This window comes from Rhodococcus sp. p52, assembly GCF_000763325.2.
Lineage (GTDB): Bacteria > Actinomycetota > Actinomycetes > Mycobacteriales > Mycobacteriaceae > Rhodococcus > Rhodococcus pyridinivorans.
On sequence record NZ_CP016819.1, the window covers coordinates 2607924 to 2633783 of the forward strand.

A 25860-nucleotide genomic window follows, 5' to 3' on the forward strand; every position below is an offset into this window, starting at 1 on the left:
TATCCGTTGTCGTGCCGCGTGAGTGGTCACATGGCGCCGGTGTAGGGCTCCCAGGAGATGCCGGCATCGGGGGCGTCCTCGCGCAGCACGCTCGCCTGGATCAGTCCGTAGGGCCGGTCGTCGGCGTGGAAGACCTCACCGGCGTTCTCGACTCCGAAACGTGCCAGGTCGTAGAGGAAGTGGTGCTTGTTCGGTGCGGACAGGCGGATCTCGGCGATCGATGGGTACCGCTCGAGCACGGCGCGGCCCATCTCGTACAGGCTCTGTTGCAGGGCCTTCGAATGCAGGTTCGCGAACACCTCGAGGAGGGTGGCGCGCACGCCCGCGTAGACGGTGTCCCAGTCGACGTCGGTCGATGCGAACCGCCAGCGCGCCTGGAGGCTCGTCGCCATGATGCGATCCTCCGCCGGTTCGAGAACCGTGTACGGGTCGGTGAGGAAGCCCTGGAACTCCGAGCCGGTGGACTTGAGGACGACGAGATCCTTCAGGCCGCCGACCACCCATTCGCGTCGGTCGGTCCCGGTGCCCTCGACGGTGATCGCGGCGGTGCGGACCTCGGATCCCTTGCGCGTCCAGGTGTGGTCGTGCTCGGCGCCGTCGACGACGACCCGCTCCCAGGCGTACTCCTCGATCTCGATGCGCGCCGAGCGGACGGGTTCGACGTCGTCGACGAAATGCCGCGCGAGCGCGAGGCCGTACTCCTCGACGAACTCGACGCCCTTCTCCTTGGCGTAGGAGTAGATGGTCTGCTTCTGGCTGTCGGTGGGCAGCACCGTGCCCTGATCTCCCTCGAGATGTGCGGCGTCGAAATCGCCGTGCAGGCAGGACGAGACGTTCAGGTCGCGGATCTCGTGCCGGTCGGTGTCGCGCACGATGCGCACCACCCGATTCTCGGCCTTGCCGTAGCGGTGCGGTCCGAGGACGATCTTGCCGGTCAGTTCGGTCATGGTGGTCAGCTCCCGCGGTAGGTGGAATACGAATAGGGCGACAGGAGGAGCGGCACGTGGAAGTGGCTGCTGCCCTCCGGGATACGGAAGGGGACGGTCACCTCCGGATAGAAGGACGCGACTCCGCGGCGCGAGAACCAGTCACCGGTGGCGAAGGTCAGGTGGTAGGTGCCCTCGGGCAATGGATCGGTGAAACCGGTGAGACGACCGTCGTCGTCGGTGACACCGGCGCCCAACGAGGTTCCGTGCGTATCGGTGAGGGCGACGCGCAACCCCACCGCGGGGGCACCGGCCGTCGCGTCGAGCACGTGGGTACTCAGGGTGTTCATGCGCGGCTCCCTGCGGTCTCGATGACGATCCGCTCGAGGCGGAGTCGGGTGATCTCGGCGAGCGCCGCACGCATCTCGGCTTTCTCGCTCTCCGGGTCGTTGTCGAGGCGACGCTCGAGGATCTCCAGCAGTTCCGGGGCCGTGCGGCCGGCGGCGCGGACGAGGTAGACGTGCCCGAACCGTTCCTCGTACTCACGGTTGCCGGCGGCGAGCCGGTCGAGGATGTCGGCGTCGGCCGTGGCGACGGCGGACTGCTCGCGACGGGAAGCAGCGTGTTCGCTGCGTTCGCCGATGCGCGGGTGGCCGGCGAGGGCGTCGGTGAGGTCGTCACCGTCGAGGTTCTCGGCCGCGGCAGCGGCGGCGGTGAGCAGCACGGTGCGCGAACCGAACGGGCGCGCTGCGACGACGGAGTGTGCCCATGTCCGGCTCGAACAGCAGTCGAGCAACAGAGCGACGGCCTCGTCCTCGGGCATCGCATCGAACCGGGCCGTTGTGAGCTGCACGGACCCTCCTTTCGTCGGTGCATTCGATACTGTCCGGTGGGCGTGCGGCGGGGGAGGGGCAAGCGCTACAGAGTTCGGTTCGCCGCGGGTGCGCCGGTTGGATGATCGGCCAACGAGGTGGTTGCGTCTTGAACGTTTTTCTGGAATAGTTCCAGTTATTGGATTTATTCCAGAAGAAGTGGGCGACCCGGGTGGGGTCGCAGGGTTGAAGGAGTGATCACATGTTCACCGCCGACCGTCCTCGAGCAGTGACGCTTCCGCCGGTCGTGCTCGGCGGACTGCGACCTCTCTACCGGCAGATGGTCCGCAACAACGTTCCGGCCGCATCGTTCGAGCACACCGCCGGACGGGCCGTCTTCGACGTCTGCCTGATCGCGGGGGAGCACGGTCCGCAGCTGCAGGTCCGCGCCCGCGACTTCGGGATCGACTTCACGCTCGCGATGACCACGCATTTCCGTATCGCGCCCGTGATGAGCGACGACCAGTACCGCGCACTGTGCGCGGTGCTCACACCCGGCGCCGAACCGGCACCAGGCATCGTCCTCGACTTCCTGCAGCAGGTGGTCGTGCAGTCGCCCGCGGTGCTCGCGCGGACGCACACTTGCGCTGCTTGAGTCCGAATTTGCTCGTCCTGTGGACATGAGCACACGCTCCGGCAGCGTGTTTCTGTCCGCACGGTGCGCACATCCACCCGAACGCGAACGGCCCGGCAGAAAATCCTGCCGGGCCGTTCGGGATAGTGCGTCTACAGCGAGTCGGGTCTACAGACCGGGTCGCTTGCCGACCGTGAGCGTGACCTCGCCGGTGTGCGCGAAGAAGTCGTTGCCCTTGTCGTCGACGACGATGAATGCGGGGAAGTCCTCGACCTCGATCTTCCAGACCGCTTCCATGCCGAGCTCTTCGTACTCGACGACCTCGACGTTCTTGATGCAGTCGAGCGCCAGACGCGCGGCCGGACCGCCGATCGAACCTAGGTAGAAGCCGCCGTACGTGTGGCATGCGTCGGTGACCTGCTTGGAGCGATTGCCCTTCGCGAGCATCACCATCGAGCCACCGGCGGCCTGGAACTGGTCGACGTAGGAGTCCATACGACCGGCCGTCGTCGGGCCGAACGAACCCGACGCCAGACCCTCGGGGGTCTTCGCCGGACCGGCGTAGTAGACCGGGTGATCCTTCAGGTACTGCGGCATCTCCTCACCACGGTCGAGGCGCTCCTTGATCTTCGCGTGCGCGATGTCGCGCGCGACGACCAGCGGACCGGTGAGCGACAGGCGCGTCTTGACCGGGTGCTTGGACAGCTCGGCGAGGATCTCCGGCATCGGCCGGGTGAGGTCGATCTTGACCGCGGCACCCTTGCCGGTGCCCGAGACGCCCGACGTCTCGGAGTCGAGCTGGCTGTCGGTGACCTCGGGCAGGAACTGACCGGGGTTGAACTCGAGCTGCTCGAGGAAGACACCCTCGGGCGTGATCTTGGCCTTGGCCTGGCGGTCGGCCGAGCAGGAGACGGCGATCGCGACGGGCAGCGACGCGCCGTGGCGCGGCAGGCGGACGACGCGGACGTCGTGGCAGAAGTACTTGCCACCGAACTGCGCGCCGATGCCGATCTTCTGGGTGAGCTCGAAGACCTTCTTCTCGAGTTCGAGATCGCGGAAGCCGCGGCCGGTGATGGCACCCTCGGTGGGCAGCTCGTCGAGGTAGTGCGCCGAGGCGTACTTGGCCGTCTTGAGCGCGAACTCGGCGGAGGTGCCGCCGACAACGATCGCGAGGTGGTAGGGCGGGCACGCCGCGGTGCCGAGCGACCGGATCTTGGCCTCGAGGAACTGCATCATCGAGTCCGGGTTCAGAATGGCCTTCGTCTCCTGGTACAGGTACGACTTGTTGGCCGATCCGCCGCCCTTGGCCATGAACAGGAACTTGTAGGCGTTCTCGTGGCCCTTCGCGGTGTCCGCGTACAGCTCGATCTGCGCCGGCAGGTTGTTGCCCGTGTTCTTCTCGTCCCACATCGTCAGCGGGGCGTTCTGCGAGTACCGCAGGTTCAACTTCGTGTACGCGTCGTACACACCGCGCGCGATGGACTCCTCGTCGTCACCCGGGGTGAGCACCTGCTGGCCGCGCTTGCCCATGACGATGGCGGTGCCGGTGTCCTGGCACATGGGCAGCACGCCGCCGGCGGCAATGTTTGCGTTCTTCAGGAGGTCGAGCGCAACGAACTTGTCGTTGTTCGACGCCTCGGGGTCCTCGAGGATGCTCGCCAGCTGCTTCAGGTGATCCGTGCGCAGGTAATGGGAGATGTCGTGCAGTGCGGTCTCGGTGAGCAGGCGCAGGGCCTCGGGTTCCACCTTCAGGAAGGTGCGGCCGTCGGGTCCTTCGACGGTGGACACCCCCTCGGTGGTCAGCAACCGATACTCGGTGGGGTCTTCCCCGATCGGCAGCAGGTCCTCGTAGAGGAAGTCGGCCATTGTTTCTCCTGGAAGAGGGCTGGTGATCGCCGTACACGTTAGCGGCGCCGGCGCAAGGCCTTGACAACGGGGCATGTGACGGACTCGACCTGCAAACTCGATGTGACCTGCGTCTCGCGACTTTCGGCGGCGTGTTTATGTCGCCGACGACCGGAAATCCCGCAAGGAAGTCGAGGCCGGAGTGTTCGCCGTCACGGCGGCCGGCAGGCCCCGATCCGTACACTTGACCGGATGTTCGAGAGTTTCCGGAGGGATCGCACGTGACCGTAGAAATCGAACGGTTGCCCTCGCCCGAGACCGGACGCCTGCCGTCGCTGGCCTGGCTTTCCCGTTTCCACGCCTGGATCGATCTCGCCGTCGTGATCGCGGTGCTCGTCACCACCAACCTGATCGCCCACTTCACCACGGCGTGGGCGTCGATCGCGACCGTGCCGATCGCAGCATGCGTGCTGGTCGCGATGATGCGTCGACGCGGCATGCGCTGGTCGGAACTCGGCCTCTCACCCCGGCACTGGAAGAAGGGGACGCTCTACTCGGTAGCAGCCGTGGCCCTCGTCCTGGCGGTGGTGGCGATCGGCATCGCCCTGCCGTTCACCAGGCAGTTCTTCCTCTCCGAGCGCTACGCCACGATCTCCGGTGCCCTCGTCGCCTCGATGATCATCATCCCGCTCCAGACCGTCATCCCCGAGGAACTCGCCTTCCGCGGGGTGCTCCACGGAACCCTCGAGCGAGTGTGGGGCGCACGCGGGGTCTTCGCCGCGGGATCCCTGCTGTTCGGGCTGTGGCACGTCGCCTCGTCGTTCGGTCTCACGGCGGGGAACGCCGGCCTCAGCGCCTTCCTCGGTGCCGGGCTGCTCGCGCAGATCGCCGGCATCGTCGGCGCGGTGATCGCGACCGCCGCCGCGGGCTTCGTCTTCACGTGGCTGCGTCGTCGCAGCGGCAGCATCCTCGCGCCCATCGCCCTGCACTGGTCGCTCAACGGCGCCGGTGCCCTCGCCGCCGCGCTCGTCTGGCACGCCACACTCAACTGATGGCGCTGGCGGTCTGTCTCCTGTTCGACCCCGAGACCGACCGCGCGATCCGGCGCCTGTGGGGCCGGCTCGAGGAGAGCGGCATCCCGACCCTGCTCACCCACACGCACCGCAAGCACGTGCCGCACCTGTCGTACGCGGTACTGCGGACCTACGACCGGGCCGCCGTCGTCTCGGCCCTCGAGGGCGTGCCCGACGGGGGACCGGTCCCGGTCTACATCGACACGCTCGGGCTGTTCCGGCGCGGCCGGGCGTCGCTCGTGCCCGCCCCCTCGTCCGAACTCGTGCAGCGACAGGACCGCGTCGTGCGGGTCGTGGAGACGACGGGAGCGGACCTGCACCGCTACTACGTCCCGGGACGCTGGACCCCGCACTGTTCGCTGAGTCCCCGAACCCGGCGTGAGGAACTCGATCGTCTGGGCGCGGTCGTCTACGACGTGCTGCCCGTCGAAGCGACACTCGATCGCGCGGTGCTGATCGACACCGCCACCGGCGAGCACACGCCGCTACGGATGATCCCGTGAGGGAAACTCACTCCTCGGGGTTCTCCACCCACGGTCCGTACGGGGGTGGGCCCTCGCTCTGGATCTGCAGGCCGAAGTGCGGACAGTGCTTCCACACGTAGCCGTGCAGGACGTGTTCTTCCGACGTCGCGGTGTTCATCAGTACGAGGTCGCCGCTGGGGCGGTGTTCGAGGGCGAAGCCGGACTCCCGCTGATCGAGAACCCACCATTTCGCAGTGCTCATGTCGGTGTCCTCCGCATGATCCGCTCGGCAGACGCGCACCTCCCACGTTAGCGCGGAAACCGTTCGTGATCGGCCGATTCGGCGATCACGATCCGTTCAGGACCCGGGCCGTCGCCTCGTCGGCGGGATAGAACGCCTCGATCGCCAGTTCCGACACCGTCACGTCGAGCGGGGTCCCGAAGAGGGTGGTCGTGCTGAAGAACGACAACTCGCCGGCCTCGGTCCGCAACCGCATCGGCACGACCAGCGAATGCGGTTCGATCTCCTCCACCGGATCGTCGCAGGGATAACCGGCGAGTTCGTCGTACAGGCGCAGCAGGACAGGGTCGGCGGTCGCACCGATCTGGTGTTGCAGCCGGGCGAGCAGATGACCGCGCCACTGCCCGAGATCGACGATGCGCGGCGCCAGTCCCCGCGGGTGCAGAGTCAGTCGCAGCACGTTGATCGGCGGTTCCAGCAGTTCCGGAGCGCACCCCTCGACGAACACCCCGACGGCGTCGTTGGAATCGACCATCGTCCAGTGCCGGTCGACGACGAGTGCGGGAAAGGGGTGGTGCGACGACAGGATTCGCGTGATCGCGTCGGAGATCGCCGCCATCGGCATATCGCCGAGGTGATGCTCGGGGTAGACAGGCGCATGTCCCGCCGCGACCAGAATGGTGTTGCGTTCGCGCAGCGGGATGTCCAGCCGGTCACTCAGCTTCAGCACGGTCGCGCGTGACGGGCGGGACCGGCCGGTCTCGACGAAGCTGAGATGCCGCGACGAGATGCCGGCGGTATGGGCCAGGGTGAGCTGGCTCAGGCCGCGGCGCTCGCGCCATGCCCGCAGCAGGGCGCCGGCGTGGGGAGTGTCGACCGTGGTCATGCACCCGACAGTAGAGCCGGCGGGGAACGGTCACCATTACTTCCGGGGTAATCGATTCCGTGCACGACGCGGCGCAGGGTGGTCCCCATGAACGCATACGCAGTGGCTCATCTCCGCAACGTCGACCTCAACGACGACATCGTCCGGTACATCGAGACCATCGACGACACCCTCGCCCCGTACGACGGACGCTTCCTCGTCCACGGCGTCGACCCCGAAGGGATGGAAGGACCCTTCGAGGGGAACCTCGTGATCATCGAATTCCCCGACGTCGACCGTGCCCGGTCCTGGTACGAATCCCCGGAGTACCAGGCGATCCTCCCGCTCCGCACCGAGAACTCCGAGGGATGGGCGGTCGTCGTGCAGGGCACACCGCCCGGCTACCGCGCCACCCACTTCCTCGACAAGGTGTTCGGCGCTCAGCGGTAGTTCAGGACAGGATGCCGGCCGCCCGGGCCGGTTCGGCGTAGGCCCGCGCCAGCGACTCCACCGTCTCGTGGGCGTTCAACCCGCTCGGATTGGGCACCACCCACAACGGGACGTCACCGATCGTGTCGTCCTGCCGCCCGGCCTTCGCCTTGCGCCGGCCGAAGGCCGCGCGGTAGGCGGTGATGCCCGCGACCGCCACGGCGCGAGGGCGGAACTGCGCCACCACGTGCGCCAGATGGCGTCCGCCCTCACGCAGTTCCTCGTCGGTGAGCTCGTCGGCGCGGGCCGTCGCACGCGGCGCCAGGTTCGTGATGCCGACACCCCGCTCGAGCAGGTGATCGCGGTCGGCGTCGCTCATACCGGACGACGCGTCGATCGGCCGGTCGACGATGCCGGCACGGAACAGGGCGGGGTAGAAGCGATTTCCGGGCCGCGCGAAGTGGGCTCCCGTCGCCGCGGTCCACAATCCCGGATTGATGCCGACGAACAACAGGCGGCAACCGGGCGCGACGAGATCGGGGATCACCGCATCGCGGAAGGACTCGAGTTCGGCTCGTGTGAAACCCATCCACCCAAACTAGCCGGAGCGACGCTCAGTCCGGCGGGAGCCAGGCTCCGTGCAGGCCGGCCGGGACACGGATCGGCAGACGGACCCGCGCGATCGGGCCCGATGCCGGGTCGGATGCGGGGAAGATCAGGAACCAGCTCGACATGTCCTCGCGGTCGGTGGCGATGGTGCCCCAGTGGTCCGCCGCGTCTCCCGGCATCAGGATCGGCTCGCCGGGAGCGAGACTGTCGTGCGTCCACACCGACTCCGTACCCGCCTGTACGTCGAACCAGCACAACGAATCGGCCGATCCAGGAGGTAGGTTCGAGGATCCGCTCTTGCCGATCGTCGCTACGACGCGGTGACCGAGGGTTGTGGACCGGTCGTCTATGCGCGGGAACTCCATGTCGCGCTCGCACAGGACGGTCCGCGTGATCCCGTTCCGTCCGATCACCGCACGGCTCAGGGTGGACCGGTTCGGTTCGCTCTGCCGAGTCAATCCGCCGGGATAACACCATTCGACGTAGTCGAGCGCGACGTCGCCGTCGGGCAGGTCGAAGGCGTTGGCGGTGTGCCACATCCAGAACGTGTCGGTCGAGAACCACCGCACCGCGCCGCCGTCGCGGGGGACGAGCGCGACACGCGTTCCGAGATCCGGCTTCCAGTCGAGCGGCGACCCGCCGGAGAAGATCTGCGAGAGATCGAACACGAGCGGGGCCAGGACCAGGACGACATAGGTCGGCGTCAGTGCCATGTCGTGGATCATCAACGGCCGGTCGACGCCGTCGATCGGGGTGGGCGCGCGCGTCACCGTCCCGTCCGGTGCGACCACCGACCAGGTCAGATACGGCGGGTCGAGCATGTAGCAGAAGGCGACCATCTCGCCGGTGTGCGGATCGATCTTCGGGTGCGCCGTCAGCCCGACCGGCAGGGGTCCGTCGAAGGTCTCGCGTCCGAGCGTCTCGAGGTCGGAACCCAGGGTGTACGGTGGCGCCGCTTCGGCCATCGCCATGAGCCGCCCGCCGTGCCGGACGATGTTGATGTCCGGCAGCTCGCGCATGGTGTTCGCCAGGCCGGGCCCGACCTCCTCCTCGGGAGGGAAGTACGGATCGGTGATGCCGGCCCACAGCGCGCGACCGGCCTTCTCCTCCGCGACGACCTGCGGGGTCCGCACGAACCTGTTCGTGTAGCGCGCGGTGCCCCCGGCGATCTGCACGCGGTGGACCATGCCGTCGCCGTCGATCGGGTAGACGTAGTGACCGATCGGGTCGAAGCGCGGATTGGGTCCGTTGCGGAGATAGCTTCCGTGCAGATCTGCGGGCAGTTCCCCGTGGACCTCCAGCTCGCGGACGTCCACTTCCTCGCGTTGAGGCGCGAACAGGCCACTGAGGTGCGGATGGTGTGCCAGGTCGACAGGCGCCGGACGTTGCATGACGACTCGCTTCGGTGGAGGCGATTCTTCTGTGGGGCAATCGTAGGACCAGGAAGGGCGATCGGTTCGTGATTCGGCGCGCCCGATCCCACACCCACGGACGGGGACCGTGCATCGGATAGGGTTGTTGCCTACGTGCAGGACTGATAGTGCGGCCGCACGGCCGCGACGTTAGGGGAAGGTGTGCAGCGCCGGAACGCGATCGGAAACTCCGTCCGGAACACCGGAGGTGACGAGGCCACGTTGCCGCCGTACACGGATCTTCTCTGGCCGACCGTGCAGGCGGTGATCGAACTCGGCGGATCCGGTGTCATCGAGGAGATCGATTCCGCCGTGATCTCCCGGACGGGACTGTCCGAGGCCGCACAGGCGGTACTCCACGGTGACGGCCCCGGAACGGAGATCGAATACCGGCTGGCCTGGGCCCGGACCTACCTCAAGGGCATGGGTCTGCTGTCGAATACCCGCCGCGGTGTGTGGAGCGTGACCGACCGTGGCCGCGCCGTGCGCGAGTCGGAGATCAAGCCCATGCAGGTCGCGTACACGGCCGAGAAGCGTCGCAAGCGCATGGTGCGGAACGTCTCGCAGGGTGCCCAGGTCGTGCCGCTCGCAGCCGCCCCCGAGGATCCCGAACTGTGGCGCGAACCCGTCCTCGGTGCCGTCGCCGACCTGTCGGAGGACGGTTTCGAACGGCTCGCCACCGCGGGACTGCGCGCGGCCGGATTCACCACCCTGACGATTCCGGCCCCGGGCGGATCCCACGCCCCCGAGGGCGCCGGTCACGTCGAGGGCACCGGTGTCCTGCGCGTATCGCTGCTGAGCTTCTCGGTGTTCTTCCGTTTCCTGCGGGCACCGGAGAAGGCGGGTGCCGACGTGGTCCGCGAGTTCCGTGCCGCGATGGTCGGGCGGGGCGAGAAGGGTCTCCTCGTCGCCACCGGATCGTTCACCGAGGACGCGCGCGCCGAAGCCCACCGGCACGGCGCCCCGCCGATCGATCTCGTCGACGGCGACGGGTTGTGCGATCTGCTCAAGGAGCACGGTCTCGGTGTCCGTTCCACGGTGCGGACGGTCGAGGACGTTTCCCTGGTGCCGGCCTTCTTCGCCGAACTGTCCGGCCGCTGACCTCGTAGCGCCGTTGCGGATATCGCCTGCCGCGACCTGTCGAATTCTCGGTGTGGCCGGTGGGACGGCTGTGATTGTGATGCAATACGGCGGACGTACAGACGGCAATACGAAGGACAGGTTGCGATGAGCCTTTCGCGGCGGGACATGTTGCGGTACGCGACGCTCGGATCGGGCGTCGCGTTGATCTCTGCGCTCGGCACACCGGGTCTGGCCCAGGGACGCCCGGTGCTCGGGACCATCATCGACTACTCGGCCGCCGTACCGTCGCCGTCGTCGATCCGCGCCGCCGGCCATATCGGCGCCATCCGGTACGTGTCCGATGCACGACCCGATGCCGCCTGGATGCGCGCCAAGCCGCTCACCGGACGGGAAGCGGATGCGCTGCTCGACAGCGGACTCGAAGTGGTCTCGTGCTACCAGTACGGCAAGGCCGCGACCGCAGACTGGCTCGGTGGTTACGAGGCGGGGCTGAAGCACGCCCGGCGCGGCCTCGACCTCCACTACGCGGCCGGTGGCCCGGAGAACCGACCGATCTACGCCTCGATCGACGACAACCCGACCTTCGAGCAGTTCACGCTCCAGGTCGTGCCGTATCTGCTGGGCTGGCAGGAAGTGGTCGGCGCCGGAAATCTCGGTGTGTACGCCAACTCGCCGACGATCGACTGGGCGTCGGCGGTCTCCCTCGGGTCCTTCTACTGGCAGCACGACTGGGGCACGCCCAAGGGCTACGTGCATCCGCGGGCGAACCTGCACCAGATTCCGGGCGAGGTCCGGATCGACGGCATCGGCGTCGACATCAACCACGTGCTCACGCCCGACTACGGCCAGTGGTCGCTCGCCGGCAGCGCACCGAGTTCCGACCCAGGACTGCCGGGCAGTTAGCGATCCGGTCGGGTGTCGTCGACGGGTCGCACGGAGCGGCCCGGCGGCGGGATGAGGATCGTGAAGACCAGTCCCACCACCGCCGCCCCCGTCGCCACCAGGAAGGTGGCGCGGAACCCTTCGAGTGCGGGCACCACGGAGTCGCCGATGCGCTGGGTCATCGCCGCCAGCATCACGCCCACCACCGCTGCGGCACTCGTCGTGCCGATGGACCGCATCAGGGTGTTGAGGCTGTTGGCCGCGGCGGACTCGCGTAGCGGCACGGCACCCATGATGAGTGCGGGCATCGCGGCGTAGGCGAGGCCTATGCCGGCGCCGATGAGCATCGACGCGCCGACGATGTGCCAGACCTCCTGGTACAGCACGTACGCCATCAGGTATCCGAGGCCTACGAGCACCGTGCCGCAACCGAGGGTCACGCGCGCGCCGAACCGCGTCGTGATGCGCGCCGAGACGGGGGACAGCGCCATCATGACGAGCCCCGCGGGGGCGAGCGCGATACCGGCGGTGACCATCGTCTGCCCGAAGCCGTAGCCGGTCTCCGTCGGTGCCATCAGCAGCTGCGGGAACGCCAGGATGTTCGAGTACATCGAGAAGCCGATCGCGACCGACGCGAGATTCGTCATGAGGATCGGTCGGCGGGCCGACAATCGAAGGTCCACGAGAGGTCGCGGTACCCGCAGCTCGTACAGGCCCCAACCGACGAACACCACGACTGCCCCCGCGAGCATCCCGAGCGTGGCCGGGGCGGTCCATCCCCAGTCGTTGCCCTTGGTGACGGGCAGGAGCAACAACACGAGGGCGACGGAGAGCAGCAGCGCCCCGGCGATGTCGAAACGTCCCGGATTGCGTTGCGACGATTCGGGCACGACGAACAGGATCGCGGTGATACCGATGAGCCCGAGGACCAGCGACGCGACGAACAGCATGTGCCAGTCGGTCGCCTGGGCGACGAAGGCCGCGGCGGGAAGGCCGATCGCGCCGCCGACACCCATCGTGGCGCTGATGGTGGCCATGGCGCCCGGGAGTCGCCGGGAAGGCAGCTCGTCGCGCAGGATCGCGATACCGAGCGGGATCGCGCCCATCGCGGCGCCCTGGAGAGCCCGGCCGACCACGAGCGGGACGAGGGTCGTCGCGAGCGCGCAGACCGCCGAACCGAGCACCATGAGCGAGAGCGAGGTCAGCAGCATCCGGCGTTTGCCGAACATGTCGCCGAGGCGACCGCTGATGGGGGTGACCACCGCGCCGGCGAGCAGAGTCACCGTCACAGCCCAGGACGTGTTCTCGGGTGACGCGCCGACGAGCACCGGCAGCCGCGGGAGGATCGGGACGATGAGGGTCTGCATGAGCGCGACGCTGATCCCGACGGTCGCGAGGACCGGCACGATGCCGCGCGGGGCAGGAACCTCCCGGGTGGAGAGCGGTGTCTCAACGGCCATGCGGCTCCTCGGTCCGGGGCCGGGGTGACGCGGCCTACAACGACAATTTGTGCGCAATACGAACGACGCTGCCATCGTGTCTAACACGGCAGGGCCGTCGATCCCTAGTACCCTCCCGCCGTCCGGTCCTGCGTGGCCGTTCGACCGGCGTCCGGTGTCAGGACTGACAGTGCTTGTCGGGCTCGGATTCGTCGACGGTGATCGAGAGCGGCGGATGCTCGTCGGGGGCGGCATGATCGCCGCGCCACGCCAGCAGCGACCAGCGCGACAGCCCGGACAACGCCGAACCGAGACTCGCGAACGACAGTGAGGACAACGCCGAACCGAACGACCCGACGGAGCCGATGGACAGGACCGACCCGCAGCTACCGATCGACAGGATCGAGTACGAGGAACCGATCGACAGGATCGACCGCTCCGAGGCGATCGACAGGATCGAGCGGTGAGAGAGGAGCGAGCGCCGGGAGTTCACGGACGCGGCGCCGGCCAGGTGCCGCAGACGACTCTGCTTCGACGGGATGCGCGCCGCGGTGAAGGCCATGCTCCGGTCTATCACGCCCGGCGGAAGGCCGCCGGGAGAAACTCCAGGCGGCCTTCCGTGAGTACGTGAATCAGGGAACGGCGACGAGACCCACGGTGGGCAGGAAGGTGCACGAACGCGGATCGGCGCCCTCGTCCTGCGTGGTGATTCCACCGGAGATCACGGCAAGGACCTGACCCGAACCGGTGTCGGCGATCGCGCTCAGCGTGGTCGGGCCGTCGGGGTTGATCTTCGCGTCGTTGGTGAGCGGTTGCGTGCCCGTGCGTCCGTTGGAGACGTTGACCCAGCTCAGGGTGAGCGGCTGTTGCTGTTCGCCGGCAGCGGGTGCGGTGCCCAGCGCGGTGAAGACGAAGCCGGTCTGGCCTGCGCCCGGTCCGGGAGGGGGAAGGTGCGACGGACCCGCGACCGCGAGGGCGGTGCCCACGGAGTCCTGGCTGTCGCCGATGCAGCCCTTGCCGATAGTCGGGTAGAGGAACTGCGAGATCACCACGGCGCCGGGCTCGGGGATCTCGGGTCCGCCGCCGCCGCTGCCATCGAGGAAGGTGATGACGCGCTGGAGCGTGCTCTTCACCGATTCGGGGAGCTCGGAGTTCGCGAGCAGTTCCTTGGCCTGCGCCAGCAGGTCGTTCTTGCCGTCGGCCGCGTCGGCGACATCGGCGGGGGCCGCGGCCGCACCGATGATCGCGGGCGCGAGGGAAGCCAGGGCCTCGGCCTCTTCGGGGTTCGCCCGGACCCCGGCGAGCAGGTCGGTCAACGACTCTACGGAAAGATCAGCGGGAATCTCGAACTGGGGCAGTTCGACGAGCCCTGCCAGGTCCGGCAGTACGGGTGGCGCCGGTTGCGCGACGGCCTGCGTAGGCACGGCCAATCCCGCGGTGGCGGCGAGTGCGCACAGCGTGAGCGCCCGTCGCATTCCTCGAGTACGAAGCACTGTTCCCCATCCTTGTCGTTGAAGCATCCGGTTGTTCGGGACGAACGACCGGATGCTGACGGCTCGAGGAGACACTCTATGGCCCCCCCGCACACGGGACAAGCCTGCCGTTTCGGAACGGCGCGCCCATCGCTGGTTCGGGATTCTAACCACGGGGTGTTCCGTCCCTCGGATCCTGTCGAACATAACGCGTTCGACCTGAGAAGATTGTGACTGTAGATGAAATCGTTACGGGAGTGAACTCCGGTTCGTTTGCATGCCTATCGGAACGGTAATCTCCTTCGCCGGGTCCGGTTCACCGGACGGACGTTCGACGGGAGAGGCCGCACCGCAGTGCCACGAGGGTTTCCTTCGCACCGGATGTGGTGGTGCGCGGCGTTACTGGCGCTGTCCGTCGTCGTCCGGATCGCCTGGGGATTCATCACTCCCAACGGCATGAACCTCGTCGACCTGCACGTCTACGTCGACGGATCGGCCGCTCTGCTGCAGGGCGACCTCTACGGGTTCACCTATTCGGAGGACACCCCCGACTTCCCCCTGCCGTTCACCTATCCGCCCTTCGCCGCGCTCGTCTTCCTGCCCCTGCACCTGATCCCGTTCGGGATCCTGGGCGTGGCCTGGCAGCTGCTGACGGTCGCGGCGCTGTTCGCCGTCGTGTGGATCTCGCTCGAACTCGTCGTGGACGCGCGGGCACGGAGCCGGTCGTGGGTCGGTGTCGCGATGCTGTGGACGGCTGCGGGCATATGGACCGAGCCGGTACGCACGACCCTCGACTACGGCCAGATCAACGTCTTTCTCGTCCTCGGCGTGATGCTCGCGGCCCGCAGTTCCCGGTGGTGGCTGTCGGGTGGGCTCGTCGGCGTGCTCGCCGGGATCAAGCTCACGCCCGCCATCACCGGCCTGTACTTCCTCGCGCAGCGACGCTGGCGCGAGGCGGTGTTCTCCGCGGTCGTCTTCGTGGGGACCGTCCTGGTGAGCCTGCTCGTGCTCGGCTCCCAAGCCGCCACCTATTTCGGGTCCCTCTTCGGCGACGCGGATCGGATCGGGCCGGTCGTGTCGGTGTGGAACCAGTCGCTGCGCGGAGCGCTGGGTCGTCTCGCGGGTGAGGACGTCGGACTCGGGCCGGTGTGGCTGGTCGGCGTCGTCGTCTGCGCGGTCCTCGCGTTCGCGGCGTGGCGGTCGCTGGAACCGCTGCCCGACGGAACGCGCGACCGTCTCGGCACGCTGCTGATCGTGCAGTTGTTCGGTCTGCTCGTCTCGCCCATCTCGTGGGTCCACCACTGGGTGTGGGTGGTCCCTTTGCTGCTGTGGCTTCTCTACGGACCCTTGGCGCGGTCGCTCGGAGCCCGCATCGTCGCCGCGTGCTGGGCCGCGGTCACGCTGATCGGCGTTCCGTGGGTACTGAGTACGGCGCAGAACTCGATCTGGGATGTCGAACGTCCCGCTCCGCTCGCCTGGCTCGGCGCCGTCAACGTGGTCGGTGTCCTCGCCGTCTACGTCGTCGTGATCCTCGCAGCCCGGGGACGTGAGGGGCAGGACGAACGGGTGACTACAGACCCGAGCGCCGTGCCTCCTCGTCGATCCGACGCGCAAGAGCCGGATCCGACTCCGTGATGCCACCGGCGGAATGCGTGCTCAACGCGAAGGTCACCTTCCGCCACCTGATGTCGATGTCCGGATGGTGATTCGCCTCCTCGGCGACGACGGCCACCCGGTCGACGAGTGCGATCGCGTCGGGGAAGGTGGGCGCCTCGATGGTGCGGACCAGCGACTGTCCCGCGCGGTGCCAGTGCGGCAACTCGGCCAGCGCGGCGTCGATCTCTCCGTCCGTCAGCAGCTGGGACATGACTCATTCTGGGACGATGCACGTCATGTCTGCAAGCACATCGTCCGCGAGTACACCGGCGCCCGACGGGCACGTCGTGGCCGGCGCCGTCATCCGGGACGGACGCGTGCTGCTCGCCCAGCGCACGCGGCCCGTCGACCTCGCGGGCCTGTGGGAGTTGCCCGGAGGCAAGGCGGAACCGGGGGAGAGCGTGGAGGCGGCGCTCGTGCGGGAGCTGAGGGAAGAGCTCGGTGTCGAGGTGCGCGGTGCGGAGCGACTGGGGGTCGCGGTGCCGTTGGCCGGAGGTCGCGAGTTGTGTGCCTACAGGGTCGAACTCGTCTCGGGTGATCCCGAGCCGCTGGACCACGCGGCGTTGCGGTGGGTCGACGCGGACGAACTCGGGGAGGTCGATCTCGTCCCGGCCGATCGTGCGTGGATTCCCGATCTACGCGAACATCTGCGGCGCTGAGGTCATACGGCGCATGCCTGGTGGTCAGGCGGCGCGGGCCTTGTCGAGATACTTGCGCAGTTCCTTCTTGCTGAGCCCGTCGTTCTCGACCTTCTTCATGCGCATGACGACGACGGGGCATTTGAGGCACCGCGTCTTCTTGCGGCAGCACTTCTTCTTCGGCTTCAGGCCTGCGACCTTGCTCGCCTTCACCTTCCCCATACGTCCCGCCTGCCTTCCACGGTCCTGCGCGCGGCGAATCACCGGCGGGCGAAGGTTAGCATCCCCTTACTCACGGACCCAGGGGTGCATGTGGTGCCGGATTCGGCGGTTACGTCTCCTGGGGGAGTGTCGAGCGTCACCCCGATCGTCGCCGACCTGCGGGTATCTGATGAGGTAGAAGCGGCGACCGACGAACGGCCTGTAAAGTGTATTGACGGCCGCAGTGCCTGCACGCCGAGAATCGGACGGGGCAGGTAGCTCGCAATCTCGCGTCGCGGCCATCGAGACGAACGCCGTACGGGCGAGGTGCCGACCGGGTCCAGTGCCGTGTGGCCGGACTACAGCCAGGAGAGCTATCGCGTGAGCACCGCTGATTTTCGGAACGTCGCCATCGTGGCGCACGTCGACCATGGAAAGACCACTCTCGTCGACGCCATGTTGCGCCAGTCGGGCGCGTTCGCCGAACGTGCGGAACTCGTCGACCGGGTCATGGACTCGGGCGACCTCGAGCGCGAGAAGGGCATCACCATTCTCGCGAAGAACACCGCGGTGCACCGTCACCACCCGGACGGCACCGTCACTGTCATCAACGTCATCGACACCCCCGGCCACGCCGACTTCGGCGGTGAGGTCGAGCGCGGCCTGTCCATGGTCGACGGCGTCGTCCTGCTGGTCGACTCCTCCGAGGGCCCGCTGCCGCAGACCCGCTTCGTGCTCCGCAAGGCGCTCGCCGCGTCGCTGCCGGTGATCCTCGTGGTCAACAAGACCGACCGCCCGGACGCCCGCATCGCCGAGGTCGTCGAGGAGAGCCAGACCCTGCTGCTCGACCTCGCGTCCGACCTCGACGACGAGGCCGCCGAAGCCGCCGAGCTCGCCCTCGAGCTGCCCGTCCTCTACGCCTCCGGTCGTGAGGGCAAGGCCTCGAAGAAGCAGCCCGAGAACGGCCAGGTCCCCGACGCCGAGAACCTCGACGAGCTCTTCGAGGTCCTCATGGAGTGCATCCCCGCACCCAAGGGTGATCCGTCGGCGCCGCTGCAGGCCCACGTCACCAACCTCGACGCCTCCGAGTTCCTCGGTCGTCTCGCGCTGCTGCGCATCCACCAGGGTGAGCTGCGCAAGGGCCAGACCGTCGCGTGGATGCACGCCGACGGCGTCAAGAACGTCAAGATCACCGAGCTGCTCAAGACCGTCGGTGTCGAGCGGCAGCCGGGCGAGGTCGCGGTCGCCGGCGATATCGTCGCCGTGGCCGGCATCCCGGAGATCATGATCGGCGACACGCTCGCCGATCCGGAGAACCCGGTGGCGCTGCCGCGCATCACCGTCGACGAGCCGGCCATCTCGATGGTCATCGGCACCAACACCTCGCCGCTCGTCGGCCGGGTCAAGGGCCACAAGCTCACCGCTCGCATGGTGAAGACGCGGCTCGACTCCGAGCTCGTCGGCAACGTCTCGCTGCGCGTCCTCGACATCGGACGCCCCGACGCGTGGGAGGTGCAGGGCCGAGGCGAACTCGCCCTCGCCATCCTCGTCGAGCAGATGCGCCGTGAAGGCTTCGAGCTGACCGTCGGCAAGCCGCAGGTGGTCACCCGCACCATCGACGGCAAGCTCCACGAGCCCTACGAGGAGCTGACCATCGACAGCCCCGAGGAGCACCTCGGCGCCATCACCCAGCTGCTCGCGAACCGCAAGGGCAAGATGGTCCAGATGACCAACCAGGGCACCGGCTGGGTTCGTATGGAGTTCATCATCCCGTCGCGCGGTCTGATCGGTTTCCGTACCGACTTCCTCACGGAGACCCGCGGCACCGGCATTTCGAACGCCATCTTCCACGGTTACGCGCCGTGGGCCGGCGAGATCCGCGCCCGCCACACGGGTTCGCTCGTCTCCGACCGTGCAGGCTCGGTCACCCCGTTCGCGATGATCCAGCTCGCCGACCGCGGCACCTTCTTCGTCGAACCGGGCAGCGACACCTACGAGGGCCACGTCGTGGGCATCAACCCGCGCGCCGAGGACCTCGACATCAACGTCACCCGCGAGAAGAAGCTCACCAACATGCGCTCTTCGACCGCCGACGTGATGGAGCCCCTCGCCAAGCCGATCGAGCTGACCCTCGAGGCAGCGCTCGAGTTCTGTGCTGCGGACGAGTGCGTCGAGGTCACGCCGGAGGACGTGCGCGTGCGCAAGCTGCACCTCTCGCAGACCGACCGTGCGCGTGCGCGGTCGCGGGAGAAGGCCCGTAACAAGTAGTCCAGGTGTGGGGTGGCCCCGGCGAGCGCATGCTGGCCGGGGCCACCCACGTACCACCTGCCTCACGGAAGGAGCCCGAGTGTCGCGTACGCGCGCTCGTCGCCGACTGATCGGGGCGACGGCCGGCCTGGCTGTGACTGCGCTGGTCCTCACCGGTTGCACCGCCGACCCGCCGCCGCCCATCGAGCAGACGGAGCCGACCACGACCCCGGCTCCCGCTCCGAAGCGCAGCACGGTGGTGGTCGCGATCGACGAGGTCGGTTCGGGCTTCAACCCCCACCTGCTCGCAGACCAGTCGCCCGTCGCGAACGCCGTTGCCGAACTCGTGCTCCCGAGTGCCTTCCGGGCCGTGCCCGATCCGGAGAATCCCGCTGCAGCACTGTGGGTTCCGGACGACTCGCTGCTGCTGTCCGCGGAGGTCACCGACGAGGCGCCGTTCACCATCACCTACCGCCTGCGCGACGAGGCCCAGTGGTCGGACGGAGCGCCGATCGTTGCCGAGGACTTCCGGTATCTGTGGCGGCAGATGATCACCCAGCCCGGCGTCGTCGATCCTGCCGGCTACCGCCTCATCGACGACATCCGATCGTCGGGCGGAGGCAAGATTGTCACCGTCCCCCTGCGCGAGCCGTATCCGGCCTGGCGCGAACTGTTCACGAATCTCTTGCCCGCCCACCTGGTCAAGGACACTCCGGGTGGCTTTTCCACCGGCCTGTCCGAGACGATTCCCGTGTCCGGCGCGCGATTCCACGTCGACAACGTCGATCGGGGGCGCGCCGAGGTGCTGCTCGAACGCAACGACCGGTTCTGGGGCACCCCGGCCGGACCCGACGAACTGATCATGCGCCGCGCCGGCACCGACGCCCAGGTGACCGAATCGGTGCGCAGCGACGACGCCCAAGTGGTCCAGAGCGCGGGCGGTGTCGCTCTCGAGGCGCAGCTCGCCGCCGTGCCGGGTGTGCGGACCGGCGTCCAGCTCCAGCCGCGCACCCTCGATCTGACCCTCAACACGCGCACCGCCGAACTCGCCGACCCGGTCGTCCGGCGAGGCATGCTCGACCTGCTCGACCCCGAGCTGCTCGGACTTGTCGCCACGGCCAACAGCACCGGGGTCGTGCGGGCGCGGGCCCAGGTGCTCGCGCCGTCCGATCCGGGATACACCGACACGATGCCGGCGCGTCTGTCCCGGGAGCAGGCCCTCGGACGTCTCGCCGAGGCCGGATATCTACCCGTCCCGCCTGCGGTGCCCCCGGTCCCGACGGACCCCGGCGCACCCGGCCCCGAAGCGCCGGAGGCCGCTGCACCGGAGACAGGGGCATCCGAGACGGCGGCATCCGAGACGGCGGCATCCGAGACGGCGGCGCCGACGAGCGCGACTCCCGGACCGAGAACCCCCGACGGGCCGGCCCTGCCCGAGGGCACCCTGGCCCGGGCCGGCGTGCCGTTGACGCTGGTCGTGGGGGTGCCGGAGGGTGACGAGACCGCGCGCGCCGTCGCACGCACCGCCGTCGACCTGTGGCGTGGCGCCGGGATCGACGCATCGGTCGACGAACTTCCCCCCGACGAGCTGTACGGCGAAGCCCTCGTCGAGGGCACCGTGCACGCGGTCGTCGGCTGGATGCGTGCCGGTGGAGACCTTGCCACCGCCGCGCTGTCCCGATTCGGATGCGTCCCGGTGGCCGCAGCACCCACCGTGGCGGGGGAGGACCTGCCGACCGTGCCCGAGTCCGACCTCCCGGCGCAGCCCGACGCCCCCGGGACGGCGGAGGCGGCACAGTCGTCGGACCCCGCGACCACCACGCTCGACGAGGACGACGTCGAGGAACGTGAGGATGCGCTCGCAGCGCAGCTCGAGGCTCCGAGCAACCTCTCGGGTGCGTGCGATCCCGGTCTCGAACCCGATCTGCTCGCTGCACTGAACGGCACCACCGACCCGGCGAAGGTCGTCGCCGACGCGCAGGCCAGGCTGTGGGATCTCGCGGTGAATCTGCCGATCCTGCAGGACCGGGCCGTTGTCGCCGCCGGTCCGGGCGTCGAGAACGTCTCGCTGACAGCCGCCGTCGCCACCGGTATTCTCGGCGACGCCCATCTGTGGGGAAGGACCACACCGTGACCGATGCTCCGGGAGCTCTCCCCGACGTTGCGGATCGACGACTTCTGCTCGTCCACGCCCATCCCGACGACGAAACCCTCACCACCGGCGGCACCATCGCCCGGTACGTCGCCGAGGGCGCCGAGGTCACCGTCGTGACCTGCACGCTCGGTGAGGAGGGCGAAGTGATCGGCGACGAGTGGGCCCAGCTCACCGCCGACCGCGCCGATCAGCTCGGCGGATACCGCATCCTCGAACTCACCCGGGCGCTCGACGCGCTCGGCGTCGAGCGACCGCGTTTTCTCGGCGGTGCCGGGCACTGGCGCGACTCCGGGATGGCGGGCACCCCGTCCGCCGACAATCCTCGCGCCTGGGTCAACGCCGACCGCGACGAGGCGATCGAGGCGCTCGTCGCCGTGATCCGCGAGACGCGTCCGCACGTGGTCGTCACCTACGACCCGTTCGGTGGCTACGGGCATCCCGACCACATCGCGGTGCACGAACGGGTGACCGCGGCCGTCGAAGCGGCCGGCACCGAGGACTATCCGTCCGCCGGGGCGGCGTGGACCCCCGCGAAGGTGTACTGGACCGTCGCCGAACGGTCCGCGCTCGAACGCGGCATCGCCGCCATGGGCACGCTGCCCGACGGCTGGCGCCGACCGGAGGCCGGCGAACTGCCGAGCGTGCCCGACGACGAGGTCACCACCGTCGTCGACGTCCGCTCGGTTCTCGACGCGAAGCGGACCGCGATGACCGCGCACACGACCCAGGTGCTGGTCGCGGAGGACGGCGAGCAGTTCGTGCTCTCCAACCTCGTCGCCCAGCCCGTCTTCGACCAGGAGCACTTCGTGCTCGTGCGCGGGCAGCTCGGCCTGACCGACTCCACAGGACGAGAGGACGACCTCTTCTCCGGCATCGGCTAGTGTGACCCGAGTCATCAATGAGGCTGTGGGTGGTTCGCGTCACCCGGCCTCGCGTACCACGCAGGCACACCGTCAGGGGGTTGTCGATGTACAACTGGTCCGTCCAGAACCAGATCGTCGCGTTCGTGGAGTCGTTGAGGCCGTACGCCGACGAGATCCGGGCCGACTACTGGCACGCTCTGTACTCCTTCGCCGACCAGCAGAGCGCGCTGCTCACCATGCTCGGATCCCCGCCGGTTCCCTGACGTCCCGTGCGTGGGTCGCGGATGGTTCCGCGGACCCCGGTTGCGCTCGGGCGCGTCCGGTAGCGCACCATCGAAGCATGACGGTCGATCCAGCAACCGCTGCACCCCTCGCGTCACCGGTGGACGTCCAACCCCGCCGGGGGCTCGTCGCGCTGCTCGTGCTCGACGGTGCGCTGTGCGCCCTGTTGTCGGTCTTCTATCTCGGCGTGTACATCGCCGGAGTGCCCTTCCCGATCACCATCCTGCTGGCCGGCCTCGTCAACCTGCTGCTGGTGATGGCCCTCCGCGCCGAGACCGGATCCCTGCGCAGCGCGACCCTGCCGCTGCTGGCCTGGGCCGTCGTCTTCCTCGTCTGCCTCGTGGGCGGTCCGGGCGGCGACCAGCTCGCGCTCGGCGACTGGCGGACCCTGCTGCTGCCCGTGGCCGCGCTCGCCCCCCCCGGCGGCTACCTGTTCTCGGCCCGCATCAGGGAGATCACCCAGGCAGTGGGAGGGACGCAGCCCGCGCCGCGTCCCTGAGCACCTCGGTCACCATCTCCTTCGTCAACCGGCCGGTGAAGGTGTTCTGCTGGCTGACGTGATAGCAACCGAACAGGTGCAACGGGTGCTCCCGCGCCTCGGTGGCAGCGAGCAGCACATGTGCGCCGTGCCCGAACTTGGGGCGGGGAACCGGAATCGTCCACCCCGCCGCCGACAGGACCGGCAGTAGTGCCTGCCACCCGAACCCGCCGAGCACGACGACCGACCTCAGCGTGGGGGAGAGCAGGTCGAGTTCCTGTTCGAGCCAGTGCCGGCAGGTGTCGCGTTCGACGACCGTGGGGCGATTGGCCGGTGGCGCGCAGTGCACCGGCGACGTGATGCGCGTGCCGAACAGTTCGAGGCCGTCGCCGATGTGCGTCGCGGTCGGTTGCGACGCCAGTCCCGCGTCGTACAGGGCCGCGTACAGCACGTCGCCCGACCGGTCGCCCGTGAACATCCGTCCTGTGCGGTTCCCGCCGTGCGCGGCGGGCGCCAGCCCGACGATCAGCAGGGACGCATCGGCCGGGCCGAAGCCCGGGACGGGCCGGCCCCAGTACTCCTCGTCGCGGAAGGCCGCCCGTTTCTCCCGCGCGACCTGCTCACGCCATGCGACCAGCCGCGGACACGCGTGGCAGTCGACGAGCGCGTCGTCGAGCTCGGCCAGCGTCGCCGGGGGAGTGCCGTGCAGGGGGCCTTTGCCGGATGTCGGCTTCATCGGTCGATCCATGCTTCTCCCATACCCGGTGTGACCTCCTGGACAAGCGCCCACGCCTCGTCCACGGGGATGTCGATCACCTCGTAGCGTCCCGCCCCCGCCGGCGTCGCCGCGACGACGGTCGCGAGACCGGCACGGCGCTGGAAGAAGGTCTGCCGCACCGTCCAGCCGATCACACCGTCCGCATCGAGACAGATGCGCTGCCGGTCGATCGAACCGCTGCGGGCGACGAGATGTCCGTCGACGACGGCGTGGCCGAGACCCCGGTAGCGGTCCTGCGCCAGCGCGCACGCCCCCGCGACCAGCACCACGACCACCGTGGCGATCACGGCGAACGGCACGTGCCGGTCGGTGACGCTCAGGGCGACGAGCCCGGCGGCGACCACGACGGCCACCGGCCACAGCGTCCGCGTGTAGCGGCGACGCCGGGCACGGGGACCGTGACTGCGCAGCGGAACGTCGAGCGGCAGCCCCCCGGTGAGCACCTCGGCCGCGACCCGCCGGACCTCCCCGTCGGGCGCCGACGGCAGGACCAGTGACGAACCGCCCTGTTGCGCGGTTCTGCCCGTCATGACGGCGTCGAGCCGTGCGGCGCCGACGAGCCGCAGCGCCAGCGGTTCGTGCAGCGCGATCCCGCGTAGCCGCGCCCGGTCGAGGGTGGTGTGACGGGTCGTGAGCAGGCCGTGCGCGATGCGCAGGACCCGTTGGTCGTCGGTCACCCGCAGATCGCCGTAGAGCAGCAGGTACCGCACGCACGCGGCCGGGCTGGCGACGAGCACGACGACCAGCACGAGGATCACGAGCGCGACCACCAGGCCGAGGTCTTCCGCGGTCTCCACCGCGCGGCGGACGACCTGCGATTCGGCGATCCACCGGCCGAGCCCGAACTGGAAGGCGGCACCGGCGACGGCCGCGACGGCGAGCAGTCCCGTCGTGGAGAACGGCGCGTAGCGCACCCAGGCCGGGTCGAATCGCGCCAGCTGACGCTCGGTGACGGCAGCGGTCGAGGTCGTCTCGACCGGCACGTCGTCCTGTTGCCCACCCCTCAGGAGAACGGCACGGAGCTCGGGGACTGCTGCGATCGGAAGGCCGTTGAGTTCGAACCGGTTGCGATCGGCGCCCCCGCTCTGACCCGTGCCGATCTTCACGACCGCGAGGCCCAGCACGCGATGCAGGAGGCGTTGCTCGACGTCCACCGACCGGATGCGGCTGCGGGGGATCGACAACTCGCGTCGTTGCAGCAGGCCGCGGCGGAGTTCGACGTGCTCTGGTCCTACGCGGTAGGTGGTGGTGAACCAGCGCAGCAGACCGACCAGCACGAGCACGCCCGTCGCTGCGAGGCCCCACACGGGATTGCCGCTGGTGGACCCGATGACGAACGAGCCTGCGAGGACGGGCAGCAGGCGCAGGATCTCCTCGATCGGGTGGATCAGCAGCATCCGGCGATCGAGACGCGACCACGGCACCTCCTCGTCCGTCCCGGCCACGAGGGCGTCGTTCATGTCGCGTCCGTCTCCGAGCTCGCCGCGAGTGCGGTCAGGCGAGCGACGGTCTCGTCGGCGACCCGGCTGTCGAGCCCGACGATCTCCACCGCACCCGCCGCCGAGGCGGTGGTGACGGTGACGGTGGTCAGGCCGAGCCACCGGTCGAGCGGTCCACGCTCGGTGTCGACGGTCTGGATCCGGGAGATCGGTGCGATGCGGTGCTCCTGCGTCCACCAACCCGAACGCGTGTAGACCGCGGTCTCGTCCATCTCCCAGCGATGGACGCGGTATCGCCAGACCGGCACCACCGCGACGTGCAGTCCACCGAGGACGACGGTCGCGGCCGCGGCGGCGACGTGCCACCCGGCGCCCACCGGCGTGACGAGCACCCACACGACCTGCGCGACGACCAGCGGCAACCACATCAGCGCTGCACTCACGGCCCACAGCACACGCGCCTTCGGGCTCGGCCGCCACGACGGTTCCCTCATCACCACGCTCGTCGCTGCCGTGTTGTCGGCCGACCCCGCCGGCGAACTCTCGTCGTCCTCCACCCGCACCTCCTGCTCCATCGGGCCCCGTGTCCGGTTCCACGCTAGGCTGGGATCCGTAGAACCCGGCCGGACTCGCCCGATCCGATCTCACGATCGGGCCCTATCAGGAGGAGATCGCAATGACGGAGTCGAATGCGCTCGGCATCGAGATCCAGTCCGACAACGATTCCGAGGCCGACCGGCTCGAGCAGGCCATTCCCGTCTACGACGATCCTGCCGACGACCTGCCTTCGGACGTGCCCCTCGAAGCCGACCCGGCAGACACCTACGAGCAGTCCCGCGAAGTCCCGGCGGACGACGACTACCCGCGCGGATAGACCCCGAAGTGGCATGGGGGTGCTCGTAGGCGCATGATCGGGCCCATGACCGATTCCGCAGAC

General features: G+C 68.8%; 30 protein-coding genes. 14 read left to right on the forward strand and 16 right to left on the reverse strand.

Translation table 11 applies throughout. From position 1 onward, the window contains the following. Nucleotides 1-26 precede the first annotated feature (26 nt). From pucL to uraD, 3 genes are read right to left on the reverse strand one after another with little or no spacing between them, the layout of a single operon-like run. Nucleotides 27-947, reverse strand: coding sequence for a factor-independent urate hydroxylase (pucL, locus tag IM25_RS12100; protein WP_006550604.1), 921 nt, complete (start codon nucleotides 945-947; stop codon nucleotides 27-29). 5 nt (nucleotides 948-952) lie between these two features. After that, nucleotides 953-1276: a hydroxyisourate hydrolase gene (uraH, locus tag IM25_RS12105; RefSeq protein ID WP_065996068.1), complete on the reverse strand. Its 324-nt coding sequence runs from the start codon at nucleotides 1274-1276 to the stop codon at nucleotides 953-955. Continuing rightward, nucleotides 1273-1779 (reverse strand): 2-oxo-4-hydroxy-4-carboxy-5-ureidoimidazoline decarboxylase, encoded by a 507-nt coding sequence (gene uraD, locus IM25_RS12110; RefSeq protein ID WP_006550602.1) that lies wholly within the window; start codon nucleotides 1777-1779, stop codon nucleotides 1273-1275. The genes uraH and uraD overlap by 4 nt, the downstream gene beginning before the upstream one ends. Nucleotides 1780-2000: 221 nt before the next feature. Between uraD and IM25_RS12115 the strand changes: the two genes are divergently transcribed. Then, nucleotides 2001-2393 carry a hypothetical protein gene (locus tag IM25_RS12115; protein ID WP_006550601.1) on the forward strand — a complete coding sequence of 131 codons (393 nt, stop codon included), beginning with the start codon at nucleotides 2001-2003 and terminating at the stop codon, nucleotides 2391-2393. Between the two features lie 147 nt (nucleotides 2394-2540). Here IM25_RS12115 and IM25_RS12120 read toward each other — a convergent pair whose 3' ends face one another. After that, entirely contained in the window at nucleotides 2541-4238 is a 1698-nt protein-coding gene (locus IM25_RS12120; RefSeq protein ID WP_019288028.1) for a fumarate hydratase, read from the reverse strand. A gap of 281 nt (nucleotides 4239-4519) precedes the next feature. Between IM25_RS12120 and IM25_RS12125 the strand changes: the two genes are divergently transcribed. Together IM25_RS12125 and IM25_RS12130 are read left to right on the forward strand one after the other, a co-directional pair. Beyond that, entirely contained in the window at nucleotides 4520-5269 is a 750-nt protein-coding gene (locus IM25_RS12125) for a CPBP family intramembrane glutamic endopeptidase (protein WP_228045102.1), read from the forward strand. Next, nucleotides 5269-5793, forward strand: a complete 525-nt coding sequence (locus IM25_RS12130) for a 2'-5' RNA ligase family protein (protein ID WP_033097283.1) — start codon at nucleotides 5269-5271, stop codon at nucleotides 5791-5793. The genes IM25_RS12125 and IM25_RS12130 overlap by 1 nt, the downstream gene beginning before the upstream one ends. A 7-nt stretch (nucleotides 5794-5800) precedes the next feature. On the opposite strand, the gene IM25_RS12135 is transcribed toward IM25_RS12130, so the two are convergent. Together IM25_RS12135 and IM25_RS12140 are read right to left on the reverse strand one after the other, a co-directional pair. Next, the gene (locus IM25_RS12135; RefSeq protein WP_026061451.1) at nucleotides 5801-6016 is read right to left on the reverse strand and encodes a hypothetical protein; all 216 of its coding nucleotides are present in this window, start codon (nucleotides 6014-6016) and stop codon (nucleotides 5801-5803) included. 85 nt (nucleotides 6017-6101) lie between these two features. After that, nucleotides 6102-6881 carry a helix-turn-helix domain-containing protein gene (locus tag IM25_RS12140; RefSeq protein WP_006550596.1) on the reverse strand — a complete coding sequence of 260 codons (780 nt, stop codon included), beginning with the start codon at nucleotides 6879-6881 and terminating at the stop codon, nucleotides 6102-6104. Nucleotides 6882-6968: 87 nt separating this feature from the next. On the opposite strand from IM25_RS12140, the gene IM25_RS12145 reads away from it, so the two are divergent. After that, on the forward strand, nucleotides 6969-7310 hold the full coding sequence (locus tag IM25_RS12145) for a DUF1330 domain-containing protein (protein WP_006550595.1): 342 nt from the start codon (nucleotides 6969-6971) through the stop codon (nucleotides 7308-7310). Nucleotide 7311: 1 nt separating this feature from the next. On the opposite strand, the gene mug is transcribed toward IM25_RS12145, so the two are convergent. Then, entirely contained in the window at nucleotides 7312-7878 is a 567-nt protein-coding gene (mug, locus tag IM25_RS12150) for a G/U mismatch-specific DNA glycosylase (RefSeq protein WP_033097284.1), read from the reverse strand. 25 nt (nucleotides 7879-7903) lie between these two features. Next, nucleotides 7904-9289, reverse strand: a complete 1386-nt coding sequence (locus tag IM25_RS12155) for a carotenoid oxygenase family protein (protein ID WP_065996069.1) — start codon at nucleotides 9287-9289, stop codon at nucleotides 7904-7906. Nucleotides 9290-9472: 183 nt separating this feature from the next. Here IM25_RS12155 and IM25_RS12160 point away from each other — a divergent pair, with 183 nt between their 5' ends. Then, nucleotides 9473-10411 carry a winged helix-turn-helix domain-containing protein gene (locus IM25_RS12160; protein WP_065996070.1) on the forward strand — a complete coding sequence of 313 codons (939 nt, stop codon included), beginning with the start codon at nucleotides 9473-9475 and terminating at the stop codon, nucleotides 10409-10411. Between the two features lie 126 nt (nucleotides 10412-10537). Beyond that, complete coding sequence (locus IM25_RS12165) at nucleotides 10538-11296, forward strand: DUF1906 domain-containing protein (RefSeq protein WP_033097286.1); 759 nt, start codon at nucleotides 10538-10540, stop codon at nucleotides 11294-11296. On the opposite strand, the gene IM25_RS12170 is transcribed toward IM25_RS12165, so the two are convergent. From IM25_RS12170 to IM25_RS12180, 3 genes are all read right to left on the reverse strand, one after another. Then, the gene (locus tag IM25_RS12170) at nucleotides 11293-12735 is read right to left on the reverse strand and encodes an MFS transporter (RefSeq protein ID WP_033097287.1); all 1443 of its coding nucleotides are present in this window, start codon (nucleotides 12733-12735) and stop codon (nucleotides 11293-11295) included. The two genes, IM25_RS12165 and IM25_RS12170, sit on opposite strands and share 4 nt — an antisense overlap. Nucleotides 12736-12892: 157 nt before the next feature. Next, nucleotides 12893-13276, reverse strand: a complete 384-nt coding sequence (locus tag IM25_RS12175; protein WP_019288039.1) for a hypothetical protein — start codon at nucleotides 13274-13276, stop codon at nucleotides 12893-12895. A gap of 70 nt (nucleotides 13277-13346) precedes the next feature. Continuing rightward, nucleotides 13347-14189: an Rv1157c family protein gene (locus IM25_RS12180; RefSeq protein WP_065996071.1), complete on the reverse strand. Its 843-nt coding sequence runs from the start codon at nucleotides 14187-14189 to the stop codon at nucleotides 13347-13349. 378 nt (nucleotides 14190-14567) lie between these two features. On the opposite strand from IM25_RS12180, the gene IM25_RS12185 reads away from it, so the two are divergent. Continuing rightward, a complete protein-coding gene (locus tag IM25_RS12185) occupies nucleotides 14568-15821 on the forward strand; it encodes a mannosyltransferase (RefSeq protein ID WP_033097288.1) in 1254 nt (417 codons plus the stop codon). On the opposite strand, the gene IM25_RS12190 is transcribed toward IM25_RS12185, so the two are convergent. Beyond that, nucleotides 15757-16053, reverse strand: coding sequence for a 4a-hydroxytetrahydrobiopterin dehydratase (locus tag IM25_RS12190; RefSeq protein ID WP_006550586.1), 297 nt, complete (start codon nucleotides 16051-16053; stop codon nucleotides 15757-15759). The genes IM25_RS12185 and IM25_RS12190 overlap by 65 nt on opposite strands. A gap of 25 nt (nucleotides 16054-16078) precedes the next feature. Between IM25_RS12190 and IM25_RS12195 the strand changes: the two genes are divergently transcribed. Beyond that, complete coding sequence (locus IM25_RS12195) at nucleotides 16079-16501, forward strand: (deoxy)nucleoside triphosphate pyrophosphohydrolase (protein ID WP_024103420.1); 423 nt, start codon at nucleotides 16079-16081, stop codon at nucleotides 16499-16501. Nucleotides 16502-16525: 24 nt separating this feature from the next. Here the strand turns inward: IM25_RS12195 and IM25_RS26430 are convergent, their stop codons facing one another. Further along, a complete protein-coding gene (locus IM25_RS26430) occupies nucleotides 16526-16702 on the reverse strand; it encodes a hypothetical protein (RefSeq protein WP_006550584.1) in 177 nt (58 codons plus the stop codon). Nucleotides 16703-17062: 360 nt separating this feature from the next. On the opposite strand from IM25_RS26430, the gene typA reads away from it, so the two are divergent. The 5 genes from typA (at nucleotide 17063) to IM25_RS12215 (ending at nucleotide 22727) form a co-directional block, all read left to right on the forward strand. Further along, nucleotides 17063-18949 carry a translational GTPase TypA gene (typA, locus tag IM25_RS12200; protein ID WP_065996520.1) on the forward strand — a complete coding sequence of 629 codons (1887 nt, stop codon included), beginning with the start codon at nucleotides 17063-17065 and terminating at the stop codon, nucleotides 18947-18949. A gap of 79 nt (nucleotides 18950-19028) precedes the next feature. Continuing rightward, nucleotides 19029-21062, forward strand: a complete 2034-nt coding sequence (locus tag IM25_RS12205) for an ABC transporter family substrate-binding protein (RefSeq protein WP_198162485.1) — start codon at nucleotides 19029-19031, stop codon at nucleotides 21060-21062. Continuing rightward, nucleotides 21041-21964: an N-acetyl-1-D-myo-inositol-2-amino-2-deoxy-alpha-D-glucopyranoside deacetylase gene (mshB, locus tag IM25_RS12210; RefSeq protein WP_052040055.1), complete on the forward strand. Its 924-nt coding sequence runs from the start codon at nucleotides 21041-21043 to the stop codon at nucleotides 21962-21964. The genes IM25_RS12205 and mshB overlap by 22 nt, the downstream gene beginning before the upstream one ends. A gap of 86 nt (nucleotides 21965-22050) precedes the next feature. Beyond that, nucleotides 22051-22209, forward strand: a complete 159-nt coding sequence (locus IM25_RS26435) for a hypothetical protein (RefSeq protein ID WP_198162486.1) — start codon at nucleotides 22051-22053, stop codon at nucleotides 22207-22209. Nucleotides 22210-22286: 77 nt separating this feature from the next. Then, nucleotides 22287-22727, forward strand: coding sequence for a hypothetical protein (locus IM25_RS12215; RefSeq protein ID WP_065996073.1), 441 nt, complete (start codon nucleotides 22287-22289; stop codon nucleotides 22725-22727). Here the strand turns inward: IM25_RS12215 and IM25_RS12220 are convergent. Genes IM25_RS12220 through IM25_RS12230 form a run of 3 tightly spaced genes read right to left on the reverse strand, consistent with a single transcriptional unit; the run spans nucleotide 22684 to nucleotide 25498 of the window. Continuing rightward, nucleotides 22684-23442, reverse strand: a complete 759-nt coding sequence (locus tag IM25_RS12220) for a uracil-DNA glycosylase (RefSeq protein ID WP_019288045.1) — start codon at nucleotides 23440-23442, stop codon at nucleotides 22684-22686. The genes IM25_RS12215 and IM25_RS12220 overlap by 44 nt on opposite strands. Further along, nucleotides 23439-24944, reverse strand: coding sequence for a PH domain-containing protein (locus IM25_RS12225; protein ID WP_033097289.1), 1506 nt, complete (start codon nucleotides 24942-24944; stop codon nucleotides 23439-23441). Before IM25_RS12225 ends, IM25_RS12220 begins: the two co-directional genes overlap by 4 nt. Then, nucleotides 24941-25498 (reverse strand): PH domain-containing protein, encoded by a 558-nt coding sequence (locus tag IM25_RS12230; RefSeq protein ID WP_006550576.1) that lies wholly within the window; start codon nucleotides 25496-25498, stop codon nucleotides 24941-24943. The genes IM25_RS12225 and IM25_RS12230 overlap by 4 nt, the downstream gene beginning before the upstream one ends. Before the next feature lie 101 nt (nucleotides 25499-25599). Between IM25_RS12230 and IM25_RS12235 the strand changes: the two genes are divergently transcribed. Beyond that, the gene (locus tag IM25_RS12235) at nucleotides 25600-25797 is read left to right on the forward strand and encodes a hypothetical protein (protein WP_006550575.1); all 198 of its coding nucleotides are present in this window, start codon (nucleotides 25600-25602) and stop codon (nucleotides 25795-25797) included. Nucleotides 25798-25860 lie beyond the last annotated feature (63 nt).